This is a genomic window from Mesorhizobium sp. WSM4836, from assembly GCF_055811815.1.
The window spans coordinates 33283-46959 of record NZ_JBVVQF010000016.1 but is presented as its reverse complement, the minus strand read 5'-3'; the positions used below and the strand labels follow the sequence as shown (position 1 = coordinate 46959).

At 62.9% G+C, this 13677-nt stretch carries 11 protein-coding genes; 6 read left to right on the top strand and 5 right to left on the bottom strand.

What is annotated here, in order from left to right; all coding sequences use genetic code 11:
• The first annotated feature begins 3 nt into the window (after positions 1-3).
• Entirely contained in the window at positions 4-657 is a 654-nt protein-coding gene (gene fsa, locus AC0L2P_RS19225) for a fructose-6-phosphate aldolase (RefSeq protein WP_352640105.1), read from the top strand.
• 102 nt (positions 658-759) lie between these two features.
• Here the strand turns inward: fsa and AC0L2P_RS19220 are convergent, their stop codons facing one another.
• Positions 760-1341: an LPS assembly lipoprotein LptE gene (locus AC0L2P_RS19220; RefSeq protein WP_473503012.1), complete on the bottom strand. Its 582-nt coding sequence runs from the start codon at positions 1339-1341 to the stop codon at positions 760-762.
• Positions 1328-3952, bottom strand: coding sequence for a leucine--tRNA ligase (leuS, locus tag AC0L2P_RS19215; protein WP_473503010.1), 2625 nt, complete (start codon positions 3950-3952; stop codon positions 1328-1330). Before leuS ends, AC0L2P_RS19220 begins: the two co-directional genes overlap by 14 nt.
• 146 nt (positions 3953-4098) lie before the next feature.
• On the opposite strand from leuS, the gene AC0L2P_RS19210 reads away from it, so the two are divergent.
• Positions 4099-4761, top strand: coding sequence for a YggS family pyridoxal phosphate-dependent enzyme (locus AC0L2P_RS19210; RefSeq protein ID WP_473503008.1), 663 nt, complete (start codon positions 4099-4101; stop codon positions 4759-4761).
• 107 nt (positions 4762-4868) lie between these two features.
• Complete coding sequence (locus AC0L2P_RS19205) at positions 4869-5918, top strand: aldo/keto reductase (RefSeq protein ID WP_473503006.1); 1050 nt, start codon at positions 4869-4871, stop codon at positions 5916-5918.
• A gap of 69 nt (positions 5919-5987) precedes the next feature.
• Here AC0L2P_RS19205 and AC0L2P_RS19200 read toward each other — a convergent pair whose 3' ends face one another.
• Positions 5988-6896 carry a LysR family transcriptional regulator gene (locus tag AC0L2P_RS19200; RefSeq protein WP_473503004.1) on the bottom strand — a complete coding sequence of 303 codons (909 nt, stop codon included), beginning with the start codon at positions 6894-6896 and terminating at the stop codon, positions 5988-5990.
• 136 nt (positions 6897-7032) lie between these two features.
• On the opposite strand from AC0L2P_RS19200, the gene AC0L2P_RS19195 reads away from it, so the two are divergent.
• Together AC0L2P_RS19195 and AC0L2P_RS19190 are read left to right on the top strand one after the other, a co-directional pair.
• A complete protein-coding gene (locus tag AC0L2P_RS19195; protein WP_473503002.1) occupies positions 7033-8211 on the top strand; it encodes an MFS transporter in 1179 nt (392 codons plus the stop codon).
• 37 nt (positions 8212-8248) lie between these two features.
• On the top strand, positions 8249-9283 hold the full coding sequence (locus AC0L2P_RS19190; RefSeq protein ID WP_473503000.1) for an aldo/keto reductase: 1035 nt from the start codon (positions 8249-8251) through the stop codon (positions 9281-9283).
• 44 nt (positions 9284-9327) lie between these two features.
• Here AC0L2P_RS19190 and AC0L2P_RS19185 read toward each other — a convergent pair whose 3' ends face one another.
• Positions 9328-9600: an usg protein gene (locus AC0L2P_RS19185; RefSeq protein ID WP_023719720.1), complete on the bottom strand. Its 273-nt coding sequence runs from the start codon at positions 9598-9600 to the stop codon at positions 9328-9330.
• Positions 9601-9905: 305 nt separating this feature from the next.
• Between AC0L2P_RS19185 and acs the strand changes: the two genes are divergently transcribed.
• Complete coding sequence (gene acs, locus AC0L2P_RS19180) at positions 9906-11861, top strand: acetate--CoA ligase (protein WP_473502998.1); 1956 nt, start codon at positions 9906-9908, stop codon at positions 11859-11861.
• A 144-nt stretch (positions 11862-12005) separates the two neighbouring features.
• Here acs and AC0L2P_RS19175 read toward each other — a convergent pair whose 3' ends face one another.
• A complete protein-coding gene (locus AC0L2P_RS19175) occupies positions 12006-13277 on the bottom strand; it encodes a class I SAM-dependent methyltransferase (protein WP_473502996.1) in 1272 nt (423 codons plus the stop codon).
• Positions 13278-13677: the final 400 nt, after the last annotated feature.

Genomic DNA, 13677 nt, shown 5'->3' with positions numbered 1-13677 from the left:
GCCATGAAATTTTTTGTCGACACCGCCGATGTCAAGGAAATCCGTGAGCTGAACGATTTGGGGCTGCTCGACGGCGTCACCACCAATCCCTCGTTGATCCTGAAATCCGGCGGCAAGATCGCCGACGTCACCAGAGAGATCTGCGAGATCGTCAAGGGCCCGGTCTCGGCCGAAGTCGTTGCCACCGAATACAAGGATATGATGACGGAGGCCAAGATCCTGGCCAGGATCGCCGACAATGTCTGCATCAAGGTGCCGCTGACGCTCGACGGCCTGAGAGCCTGCAAGGACATCCGGTCGGACGGCCGCATGGTCAACGTCACGCTGTGCTTCTCGGCCACCCAGGCGCTGCTCGCCGCCAAGGCCGGCGCCTCCTTCATCTCGCCCTTCGTCGGCCGCATCGACGACAGCGGTTGGGACGGCATGGAACTGATTGCCGATATCCGCACCATCTACGACAATTATGATTTCCAGACCGAAATCCTGACCGCTTCTGTGCGCACGGTGAACCATGTCAAACAGGCGGCACTGATCGGCGCCGACGTCATCACCGCCCCGCCGGCGACGCTCAAGGCGCTGGTCAAGCACCCGCTGACCGACAAGGGCCTGGAGCAGTTCCTCGCCGACTGGGCAAAGACCGGCCAGAAGATCGGCTGAAGCGAAATATCCTACGTCGAACAAAAAAGGCCGAGCAATCGGCCTTTTGCAGATAGCGCAATCCGCCACAGACGGAGCGCTTCAATCCCAGGATGGAAAGACCTAGCTTGCCGCCGGCTTGCCGTGCTTGATCAGATCTTGGGCGATCGACAGCCGCAGCACATCCGCCAGCTCGCGCGCCGCGCGGTTCTCGGCGTCGATCTGCGCCCGATATGACGCGAATTCCTGGCGCGGCCTATCGTATGAGGACGGGATCGAGCGCTTGCCCCTCGCTATGACCGTGCCGGTCTTGGCATCGCTCAGCACATAGTTGGCGGTCAGCGTCACCGTGCCGGCGGTCGGCTCGTCCTCGTCGGTCGTGACCTGCTCGATTGCCGCCGATTCGACGAGTTCGGAGACGCCGAGATCAAGCGAATAGACGGGCGAAGCCGGCTCGCCGGCGCCCTGGCCGAGCGCGAAGATCAAATTGTTGCGAACCTGCTGGGCGTAGCGGGTCTTGACCGGCTTGACCGAGATCGATGCCAGTTCGGCAGCAGCGCCGACCTGAGAGCCGGCGATCAGCGGCGCGCTTGAATAGAGCGGCCGCACCGTGCAGGCGGAAACGAGCGCCACCGAAGCGAGCAGCCCGCAAAGCACGATACGGCGCGGCGTCAGCTCCGCTTTTTTCGGATCAGGCAACAACATTGACGATCCTCTGCGGCACGATGATCACCTTGCGCGGCGCCTTACCTTCGAGCGCTTTCTGCACGAAGTCGAGAGCCAGAACCGCTTTTTCGACCGCACCTTGGTCCGCGTCGCGGGCAATTGTCAAATCGCCGCGTTTCTTGCCGTTGACCTGGACCGGCAGCACGATCTCGGCGTCGACGACAAGCGAGGGATCGTAGTCCGGCCAGGGCCGTTCGGCGACAAGGTCGGTGCCGCCGAGCGTCTGCCAGCACTCCTCGGCCAGATGCGGCATGACCGGCGCGATCAGGTGCACCAGGATCTCGACGGCCTCACGGCAGGCCGCTTGCAATGCCGGATCGGCTTTGCCTTCGGCCGCCTCGTTGAGCGGCACGGTCAAGGCATTGGCGAGCTCATAGATGCGGGCGATGGCACGGTTGAAGGCGAGCTTTTCAATATCCTCGCCGACCGACTTCAGGATCTTGTGGGCGGGCTTGGACACTGTCCAGGCCTCGCCGTCCTTCGCCGTCTCTGGCCGAACTCCGGCGAGCGATTCGGCAGCCGTCGACACCAGCCGCCAGATGCGCTGGATGAAGCGATGCGCGCCGGCCGCACCCTCGTCGGTCCATTCGACATCGCGTTCGGGCGGCGAGTCCGACAGCATGAACCAACGCGCCGTATCGGCGCCGTAGCCGTCGGTGATCTCTTCCGGGCTGACGGTATTCTTCTTCGACTTCGACATTTTTTCGAGCGGACCGATCGCCGCCTCTTTGCCAGTGGCGATTTCGAAGGCGCGGCGCTTGCCGTCGGCGTCCTCCAGCCTGACCTCGCTCGGCGCAAGCCAGCGACCGTTCGAGGCGCCGCCAACCCGATAGGTCTCGTGCACCACCATGCCTTGCGTGAACAGGCCTCTGAACGGCTCGGCGAGATCGACATGGCCGGTCTCGCGCATCGCGCGGGTGAAGAAGCGCGAATAGAGCAGGTGCAAAATGGCGTGCTCGATGCCGCCAATATACTGGTCGACCGGCAGCCATTCAGTCGCGGCCTTGGGATCGGTCGGATCGTTGGCCCAGGGCGCTGTGAAGCGCGCGAAATACCACGACGAATCGACGAACGTGTCCATCGTGTCGGTTTCGCGCCGCGCATCCTTGCCGCAACGCGGGCATTTGACGTGCCGCCATGTCGAATGACGGTCGAGCGGATTGCCCGGCCGGTCGAACTCGATGTCGTCAGGCAGCCTGACCGGCAGGTCGGCTTTCGGCACCGGCACAACGCCGCAATCCTCGCAATGGATCATCGGGATCGGGCAGCCCCAATAGCGCTGGCGCGAAATGCCCCAGTCGCGCAGGCGGAAATTCACCTTGCGCTCGGCCATCGGCCGGTTGCCGATGACCTTTTGTTCCAGCAGCTTAGCCACCTCGTCGAATGCCTGATCCGGCTTCATGCCGTCGAGGAAGCGCGAATTGATCATCGAGCCATCATCGACATAAGCCTCATCGATGACCTGGAAGCTTCCTTGATTCTCGCCCTCCGGCATCACCACCGGAATGACCGGCAGGCCGTATCTGTTGGCGAAGTCGAGGTCGCGCTGGTCGTGTGCCGGGCAGCCGAAAATGGCGCCAGTGCCGTAGTCCATCAGCACGAAATTGGCGACGTAGACGGGCAGCGTCCACTTCTCGTCGAACGGATGGACGACGCGAATACCGGTATCGAAACCCTTCTTCTCGGCCGTCTCCAGGGCCGCCACCGAGGTGCCCATATGGCGGACCTCGTCGATGAACTTTGCCAGCGCCGGATTGTCTTCGGCGGCCTTTTTGGCCAGCGGATGGTCGGCGGCAATCGCCATGAAGGAGGCGCCGAAGATAGTGTCGGGCCTTGTCGTGTAGACTTCGAGCTCATGCTCGCCGGCTATTGGCTTGGCCAGCGGCCAGCGGACCAACAGGCCTTCCGAACGGCCGATCCAGTTCGCCTGCATCAGCTTCACTTTTTCCGGCCAGTCGTCGAGCTGGTCGAGCGAATCCAGCAGATCCTGCGCGTAGTCGGTGATCTTGAAGAACCATTGCGTCAGCTCGCGCTGTTCCACCAGCGCGCCCGAGCGCCAGCCGCGCCCGTCGATGACCTGCTCGTTAGCAAGCACCGTCATGTCCTCCGGGTCCCAGTTGACCTTGGAGGATTTGCGCGTCACCAGGCCCTTCTCGACGAAATCGAGGAACAGCATCTGCTGGCGATGGTAATAATCGACATCGCAGGTGGCGAACTCGCGTGCCCAATCGAGCGACAGGCCCATGACCTTGAGTTGCTCGCGCATGGCGGCGATGTTCTGATAGGTCCAGTCCTTGGGATGGACCTTGTTTTGCATTGCTGCGTTTTCGGCTGGCATGCCAAAGGCGTCCCAGCCCATCGGGTGCAGCACGTTGAAACCCTTGGCCCGCTTGTAGCGCGCCACCACGTCGCCCATCGTATAGTTGCGGGTATGGCCGATATGGATGCGCCCCGACGGATAGGGAAACATCTCCAGGACGTAGTATTTCGGGCGCGGGTCATCGTTGTCGGCTTCGAACAGCTTCTTGGCGTCCCAGGCCTTCTGCCATTTGGGCTCTGACGCGCGCGGATTGTATCGTTCGGTTGCCATCGGGTGTTTTTCACTTAAAAGCATGCGCGAGCCGCCGGACAATGCCCGGGCGGCTCAGGAAATGTCGTCGCGGTGTTCACCATGGATTACCGGACCCGTCAACTGCGGCGATCCGGCGAAAAGCCAAACACAGGCAGGATATAGGCATGGCGAGCGCCGTCGAACAGCTTTTCACCGTCAAGGCAAGGATCGCCACTGCCGAGCGCCAGGCCGGACGCGAGACCGGGGCGGTGACGCTGGTTGCGGTCTCGAAAACCTTCGATGCCACCGATATCCGCCCGGTTATCAAGGCCGGCCAGCGCGTCTTCGGCGAGAACCGCGTCCAGGAGGCGCAAGCCAAATGGCCGGCGTTGAAGGAAGCTTTCCACGACATCGAGTTGCACCTGATTGGGCCGTTGCAATCGAACAAGGCCAAGGAAGCGGTGGCATTGTTCGACGTCATCGAAACCGTCGACCGTGAAAAGATCGCCGCCGAACTCGCCAAGGAAATCGCCAGGCAGGGCAGGACGCCAAGGCTCTACGTCCAGGTCAACACCGGCTCGGAGCCGCAAAAGGCCGGCATCGAGCCACGCGAGGCGGTCGCCTTCATCGCCCGCTGCCGCGATGTCCACGGCCTCGCCGTCGAAGGGCTGATGTGCATCCCGCCGGCCGACGAGAATCCCGGCCCGCATTTCGCGCTGCTGGAAAAGCTCAGCACGGAGGCCGGCGTCGAAAAGCTCTCGATGGGTATGTCCGCCGACTACGAGACCGCGATCGCCTTCGGCGCGACCAGTGTCCGGGTTGGTTCGGCGATTTTCGGCGCCAGATGAGGCGCAGCGACCTTAGGCCACAGGCCGACATCGGCGAAGCCAGAGTATAGAAACGGAACGTTTCGTTCCTATATGGTTCGAGTTATCGCAAAGCCTCTGGAGCCACCATGCGTTACAATCAACTTGGAAATACGGGGATGTTCGTCTCCGAACTTTGCCTCGGTACAATGACGTTCGGCGCGGCCGGCGAGAATGCCCAATGGGGCCTGATCGCCAGCCTCGACCAGAAGGGCGTCGACGAGATCGTCGCCCGCTCGCTCGCCGCCGGCGTCAATTTCTTCGACACCGCCGATGTTTATTCCTTCGGCGCCTCGGAACGGCTTCTCGGCCAGTCGCTGAGAAATCTCGGCGTCAACCGGCAGGACGTGATCATCGCCACCAAGGTTCACGGCGCCATGGGCGGCGGCCCGAACCAGCGCGGTTCTTCGCGCGGCCATATCATGGATTCGGTCGAAGGCAGCCTCGAACGGCTGCAGCTGGACCATATCGATCTCTATCAGCTGCACGGCACCGACACGGTCACGCCAATAGACGAAACGCTGCGGGCGCTCGACGACCTGGTTGCCGCTGGCAAGGTCCGCTATGTCGGCGTCTCGAACTGGCAGGCCTGGCGCATCGCCAAGGCGCTGGGTATTGCCGAGCGCAAGGGCTTTGCCCGTTTCGAGACCGTGCAGTCCTATTACTCGATCGCCGGCCGCGATCTCGAGCGCGAGATCGTGCCGCTGCTCGACGAGGAGAAGCTCGGGCTGATGGTCTGGTCACCGATGGCTGGCGGCCTGCTCTCGGGCAAGTACGGACCCGGTGCCCCCGGCAATGGCGAGGGCCGCCGCGCCAGCTTCAATTTCCCACCGGTCAACGAGGACCGCGCCTGGGCAGCGGTTGCCGTCATGCGCGAGATCGCCGCCAAGCACGGCGTCAGCGTCGCCACGGTGGCGCTCGGCTTTGTCCTGGCCAAACCGTTCGTGATGAGCGTCATCATCGGCGCCAGCCGCATGGAACAGCTGGAACAGAACCTTGCGGCCACCGAGTTGAAACTCGATGCCGACGACCTTGCTCGTCTCGATGAAGTCAGCGCACTGCCGCCCGAATATCCGGGCTGGATGCTCGAACGCCAGGCGGCGGGCCGCAGGCCGGCGCCGTTCACGCCAAAGAAGTAGTTCCTTGTCGACATGACATTTCGGGAGCCAGATTCGGGAGCCCAGTGGGCTCCCGAGTGCCTTTCCGCTTCAGCCCAGCCGCGCCGTTTCGGCCAGGAAATCTAAAAAGGCCCGCACCCGCGCCGGCAAATGCTTGCCTTGGCCGACATAAACCGCATGTGTCAGTTCCTCGTCGTCGGGGTTGAACTCTTCCAGCAGTGGCAGCAGCCGGCCGGCGGCAATGTCGGCCTCCACGTGCCAGCGTGCCAGCCGGGCGATGCCCGCCCCTGAGAGCGCCATCAGCCGCATCGCCTCGCCGTCGCTGACCAGCGTGTTTCCAACGATCGAAATGGTGATCGGCTTGCCGGCCGCGTCGACAAAAGGCCAGCCCTCGAGGTGGCGCACGAAGCAGAAGCCCATCCGGTTGTGACGATCGAGATCGGCGAGCGTCTTGGGTGTGCCACGCGCTTCGAGATACGATGGCGCGGCAACGACGACCACCCGGCTTTGCCCGAGCTTGCGCGCCACCAGCCGTGATTCGCCGAGCGGGCCGGCACGGATGGCGACGTCGGCGCGCTCCTCCATCAGGTCGATAACACTGTCGGTCAACACCAGATCGACCGAGATTTCGGGGTATCGTTCTAGAAAACGCGGCAAAAGCGGGATCAGCCGGTGCTGCCCGAAAGGCACGTAGCTATTGACCCGCAGCCGGCCACGCGGCGCGGCACCCGCCGCTGCCTCGCGCTCGGCTGCCGCCATATCGGCCAGGATGCGCACGCCGCTGTCGAAGAAGGCCGCCCCTTCCGGTGTCAGTTGCAGCTTGCGCGTCGAACGGCTGACCACGCGCGTCCCGAGCCGTGCCTCCAGCCGCGCGATCAGCTTGCTCACCCCCGACGGCGTCATCCGCAGCGCACGGGCAGCGGCCGAAAAGCTGCCCGCCTCGACGACGCGGACGAACACTTCGATCTCGCCTGAACGGTTGATGTCGGGCCTGGCCATTGGTGAATCTATTTCACAGGCAATGTGCCCTAGGCAAGGCTAGTTCACAGGTCGGTGCATCACGATCTTTCGGGCCGGGCGTGAGAGGACACGGCGCCCATCGCCGAAACTGGCCGTCATCGAAGTGGGAACCGCCATGCCTCTTGCTCTCTACGCTCTTGCCGCCGGTGCCTTCGGTATTGGCGTCACCGAATTCGTCATCATGGGCCTGCTGCTCGACGTCAGCACCGATCTCGGCGTCTCGATCTCAGCTGCCGGCCAGCTGATTTCGGGCTATGCGCTCGGCGTCGTCATCGGCGCGCCGCTGCTGACGATCGCCACAGGCCGCTGGCCGCGCAAGACCGTGCTTCTGGCGCTGATGGCAATCTTCACGCTAGGCAACCTCGCCTGCGCGATGGCCCCTGACTACTGGACGCTGATGGGTGCGCGCGTGCTCACCGCCTTCGCCCACGGCACCTTCTTCGGCGTCGGCTCGGTCGTGGCGACCGGGCTGGTGGCGCCCAACAAGAAGGCATCGGCGATCGCCCTGATGTTCACCGGCCTGACCATCGCCAACATCCTCGGCGTCCCCTTCGGCACATGGCTCGGCCAGGCCTTCGGCTGGCGCGTGACCTTCTGGGCGGTGACCCTGGTCGGCATGGTCGCTTTCGCCATCATCCTGCTGCTGGTGCCGCGCAGCCAGACAGCGCCTGAGACAAGCAATTTGCGAGCCGATCTCGCCGTGCTCGGCCGCACGCCCGTCCTGCTTGGCTTTGCCACCACCGTGCTCGGCTATGCCGGCGTCTTCGCCATCTTCACCTACATCGCCCCGTTGCTGACCGAGATCACCGGTTTTGGTGAAGCAGCGGTGTCGCCGATCCTGCTGGTCTTCGGCGGCGGCCTCATCGCCGGCAACCTCGCCGGCGGCAAGTTCGCCGACCGCTGGCTGGTGCCTTCCGTTCTCGGCAGTCTCGTCGTGCTGGCGCTGGTGCTCGGCACCATGACCTTCGCCCTGCACAGCCAGGTTATGGCCGTCATCTATGTCGGCCTGCTCGGCGTCGCCGCCTTCGCCACCGTGGCGCCGCTGCAGATGTGGGTACTGGAAAAGGCACAAGGCGCCGGCCAGAGCCTCGCCTCGTCCTTCAACATCGCCGCCTTCAATCTCGGCAATGCGGCCGGCGCCTGGCTCGGCGGCGTGGTCATCGCCCATGGCCCCGGCCTCGGCGCCGTCACCTGGGTCGCGGCCCTGCTGCCGCTCTCGGCGCTTGCCGTCGCCACACTGGCGCTTCGCCTCGATCGCCCAACGCTCGGTGAACCGGCACCCGCCCGCTCGTAGCAACTCGACGAACCCTTGTACATCATAGGAGAAAAAGATGGATTATCGAAATCTTGGCGCATCGGGCCTGAAGGTCCCGGCGCTCTCGTTCGGCGCTGGAACCTTCGGCGGGTCAGGGCCGCTGTTCGGCGCCTGGGGCAACAGCGATGCGACGGAAGCGCGGCGGCTGGTCGACATCTGCCTGGAGGCGGGCGTCAACCTGTTCGACACCGCCGATGTCTATTCGAATGGCGCTTCCGAACAGGTGCTCGGCGAAGCGATCAAGGGCCGTCGCGATGCCGTGCTGATCTCGACCAAGACTTCGCTGCCGATGGGCGACGGTCCCAACGATGCCGGCTCGTCCCGTTCGCGCCTCATCACGGCCGTTGAAGACGCGCTCAAACGGCTCGGCACCGACTACATCGACCTGCTGCAACTGCACGCGTTCGACGCCGCAACACCGATCGAGGAGGTGCTATCGACGCTGGATAGGCTCGTGCGCGCCGGAAAGCTGCGTTATGTCGGCGTTTCCAATTTTTCCGGCTGGCAAGTGATGAAGTCGCTCGGCCTGGCGGACAGATACGGCTATCCCCGATACGTCGCCCATCAGGTCTATTATTCGCTGGTCGGGCGCGATTATGAATGGGAGTTGATGCCGCTCGGCCTCGACCAGGGTGTCGGTGCGCTGGTGTGGAGCCCGCTCGGCTGGGGCCGCCTGACCGGCAAGATCCGCCGTGGCCAGAAACTGCCGGAGAAAAGCCGGCTGCACTACACGGCAAGCTTCGGACCGCCGGTCGAGGACGAGCATCTCTATCGGGTCGTCGACGCGCTTGATGTTGTCGCCGAGGAAACCGGCAAGACCATACCGCAGATCGCCATCAATTGGCTGCAGCAGCGGCCGACCGTCGCCTCCGTCATCATCGGCGCGCGCAACGAGGAGCAGTTGCACCAGAATCTCGGCGCCGTCGGCTGGTCACTGACCCCGGATCAGATGAAAATCTTGGACACGGCAAGCGAGGTCACCGCACCCTATCCCTATTTCCCCTATCGCCGGCAGGAAGGTTTTGCCCGGCTGAACCCGCCCGCGGTTTGACGCTCCAAAAGCTGGGCGGCGGCTCCCAGGCTGCCGCCCGCGCTTTAGTGCAGCACGAACTCGCCGTCGACCTTGCGCCATTCGTTCGGCGCGATCAGCTTCTGGTGCGTGTAGCTGACCGAATGCAGCGGGCCTTCAAGCTTGGCCTGCCAGAACTCGATGAAGCGGATCAGCACCGGAAATTTCGGGGCGATGTCGTAGTCCTGCCAGATGAAACTCTGCAGCAGATGCGGATGATCGGGAAAGTGATAAAGAATCTTGGCCGTGGTCAAGCCATAGCCCTTGAGCATCAGGTCCATTTCGGAATGGTCGCGCATTGCGGTCCCCTGGTTGATTCTCCGTTCCTCCCAGCCTGAAATTGTGCTCGCCATTTGCTTAATCGTCTATTGATATTTTTGCGATCAAACTTGGTTTCTCCCGCAAAAACATACCCTTAGCAGCCATCTCGCCTGAGTGCTGACACCGCCCGGGAACGGGGCTGCGGCATCGCGCCGCGCAAATCCAACGTCTAATGTTGCCGACACCGCCGAACTGTTAATAATGCGCGCGAATTCGCGGCCGCATCGCTGCGATCCTGCCGGCAGTCAAGCCGGCGGTTTGGTTTCGGGAGGAAAGCTAAGAAATGTCCGATGTTCATGTCCACCGCGTCCAGCCGGCGTGGAAGAAGAATGCGCTGATCGACAACGACACCTACCTGAAATGGTATGCCGACAGCGTCAAGAACCCGGACAAGTTCTGGGGCAAGCACGGCAAGCGCATCGACTGGTTCAAGCCTTTCAGCAAGGTCAAGAACACCTCCTTCGACGGCAAGGTCTCGATCAAATGGTTCGAGGACGGCCAGACCAACGTTTCCTGGAACTGCATCGACCGGCATCTGAAGAAGCGCGGCGACCAGATCGCCATCGTCTGGGAAGGCGACAATCCCTACGACGACAGGAAGATCACCTATAACGAGCTTTACGAGCATGTCTGCCGGCTCGCCAATGTGATGAAGAAGCACGGCGTCAAGAAGGGCGACCGCGTTACCATCTACATGCCGATGATCCCTGAAGCGGCCTTCGCGATGCTTGCCTGCACGCGCATCGGCGCCATCCATTCCGTGGTCTTTGGCGGCTTCTCGCCGGATGCATTGGCCGGCCGCATCGTCGACTGCGAATCGACTTTCGTCATCACCACCGATGAAGGCCTGCGCGGCGGCAAGCCGATTCCGTTGAAAGACAACACCGACAAGGCGATCGACATCGCCGCGAAGAATTTCGTGATGGTCAACAAGGTCGTCGTCGTGCGCCGTACCGGCGGCAAGGTTGGCTGGGCTCCGGGGCGCGACGTCTGGTACCACGACGAGGTCGCGACGGTTAAGGCGGAGTGCAAGCCGGAGAAGATGAAGGCCGAGGACCCTTTGTTCATCCTTTACACGTCGGGTTCGACCGGCAAGCCGAAGGGCGTGCTGCACACCACGGCCGGTTATCTCGTCTACGCCTCGATGACCCACCAATATGTCTTCGACTACCAAGACGGCGACATCTTCTGGTGCACCGCTGATGTCGGCTGGGTCACCGGCCACAGCTACATCGTCTACGGGCCGCTCGCCAACGGCGCCACCACGCTGATGTTCGAGGGCGTGCCGAACTATCCGTCGCAATCCCGCTTCTGGGAGGTCATCGACAAGCACAAGGTCAACATCTTCTACACCGCGCCGACAGCGTTGCGCGCCCTGATGGGCGCCGGCGACGCCCATGTCACCAAGACGTCGCGCAAATCGCTGCGCGTGCTCGGCACGGTCGGCGAGCCGATCAATCCGGAAGCCTGGGAGTGGTATTTCAACGTCGTCGGCAACGGCAAGGTGCCGATCGTCGACACCTGGTGGCAAACCGAGACCGGCGGTATCCTGATCACGCCGCTGCCCGGCGCCACCAACCTCAAGGCGGGTTCGGCGACGCGGCCCTTCTTTGGCGTCAAGCCGCAACTGGTCGATGCCGACGGCAAGGTGCTGGAAGGCGAAGCCAGCGGCAATCTTTGTATTGCCGACTCATGGCCGGGCCAGATGCGGACCGTTTATGGCGACCACGACCGCTTCGTGCAGACCTATTTCTCGACCTACAAGGGCAGGTACTTCACCGGCGACGGCTGCCGCCGCGATGCTGACGGCTACTACTGGATCACCGGCCGCGTCGACGACGTCATCAACGTCTCCGGCCACCGCATGGGCACCGCCGAGGTCGAATCGGCGCTGGTTTCGCATGAGAAGGTCTCGGAGGCCGCCGTCGTCGGCTACCCGCACGATATCAAGGGCCAGGGCATCTACTGCTATGTCACGCTGATGGCCGGCGAGACGCCAAGCGAGGAATTGCGCCAGGAGCTCGTCGCCCATGTCCGCAAGGAGATCGGCGCCATCGCTTCGCCCGACAAGATCCAGTTTGCGCCCGGCCTGCCGAAGACGCGTTCCGGCAAGATCATGCGGCGCATCCTGCGCAAGATCGCCGAGGACGATTTTGCCGCGCTCGGCGACACCTCGACGCTGGCCGATCCGGCAGTTGTCGACGACCTGATCGCCAACCGGCAAAACAAGAAGGGCTGATGCAACCCGCGTCGGGCGCCGTCACCGAGCTTTGGCGCCGAGGATTGGGAAAGCCGCAGTGATGGCCAATCTCACCTCGGTGGGGCAGATGTCCGGCAGGACAGAGCGGGGCGCGAAGGATCGCGACAGAACGGAATACGCTCCCTACTCCCGGTACAAATCCGCCCGCGTCGGCGGCAGGCCGCTTGGGCCGCGCGCGCGCCTTGTGGCGACGGTCTGGAAAATCTGCGCCGACGCACGTTCGAAGGTGATCGAGCAGCCGGTGAGATAAAGCAGCCAGAGCCGCGCCTTGGCTTCGCCGACCTCGGCGATAGCTTCGTCGAAGTGTGCATGGAGACGCTCGGCCCACAGCCTGCAGGTGCGCGCATAGTGCTCGCGCAAGTTTTCGACGTCGTAGACGAGTAAGCCGTGCGCCTCGAGATTGCCGAGCGTCATGCCGACCGTATCGAGTTCGCCGCCCGGAAAAATGTATTTGATCAGCGCCTTGAATTCCGGCCCCTTGCGCAGCGTCTTCTTCATGTTGCCCTTGTCGCGCCGGGTGATGGCGTGGTGCAGATAGATGCCGCCGGGTTTGAGCAGGCGATGGATCCTCGAGAAATAGGCCGCATGGTTGGCAAGCCCCAGATGCTCGAACATGCCGATCGACGAGATCTTGTCGAAGGAGCCGGACAGCTCGGCATAGGACTTGATCTCGATGGTGATGCGGTCCTCCAGCCCCTCGGCCCGGATGCGTTCGCGGGCGAGCTCGGTCTGTGCCTCCGACAGCGAGACGCCGTGGCCGACGACGCCATAATTCTTCACCGCATGGATGAGCATCGCTCCCCAGCCGCAGCCGATGTCGAGCAGTTTTTCGCCGGGTTTCAGCCGAAGCTTGCGGCAGATATGGTCGAGCTTGTCTCTCTGCGCCTGATCGATATCGTTGGCGAAATCCTTGAAGTAGCCGCAGCTATAGACCATGCGCTCGTCGAGGAAGAGCCGGTAGAACGCGTTGGAAATGTCGTAGTGATGTTGGATCGCCTCCTTGCTCGAACCGCTGACGTAAGGATTGCGGCCGGAAAGATCGGTTCGCGCCGTCATTTGTTTTCGCGAAAACAGCACCGCTGGCAGGTCGCGCAGGATCGCCAGCTTCGGCAGTGTCTTGAGCTTGGTCCTGAGCTTGCCGTGCGTGGGCAAGGCGTAGAAATCGAACAGCGATCCGTCTTCGACGTCGACCGCCTTGGCAATCCACATCTCGATCAGCGTCGATAAGGATGGGCGGCGTACGATCTGCCAGACGATGTCCTGGTCGTTGATGGTGAGCACCGGGCCGGCAGCCGGGCCGATCCGCTCGCCCGTCCACAGCCTCACCGCAAAACCCGGCTTCAGCGTCTCGATCACCGTCCGAATAATCCGGGCCGCTCTCTCGGCTGCCTCCATCCCCGTCCTCCCTTAACCGGCAAATATTGGCCCGGAACAATAGCGGCTCGATCTTGCCTGCCCGATGGGCCGGCCGCAAGCCGCCTGGGTGCGCAAGCACGCTTGTTCAGGATTTTCGGGTGCCGCGCCTTGCCATTTGCCGGATGACACCCCATCATGAGGGAGTGTTCAACAAATCGAAAGGAGGTGATCCGATGTCGAGTGATTTCGTTTTCCAGAACGTGGCCTCAGCGGATCGCACTTTCGGGAAGCAGTCTTCCCGTTAAGGCGCGAGATGCGCGGCTGGCGACCGATGGTCGCCGCCATGAGCCGCGCCATGGACGGAAACACGGAAGGCCGCCGGCTTCGCGGGAAGCGGCGGCCTTTTCCTTTTTGGGCTGCTGTCTCCCTGTTTGGTTCC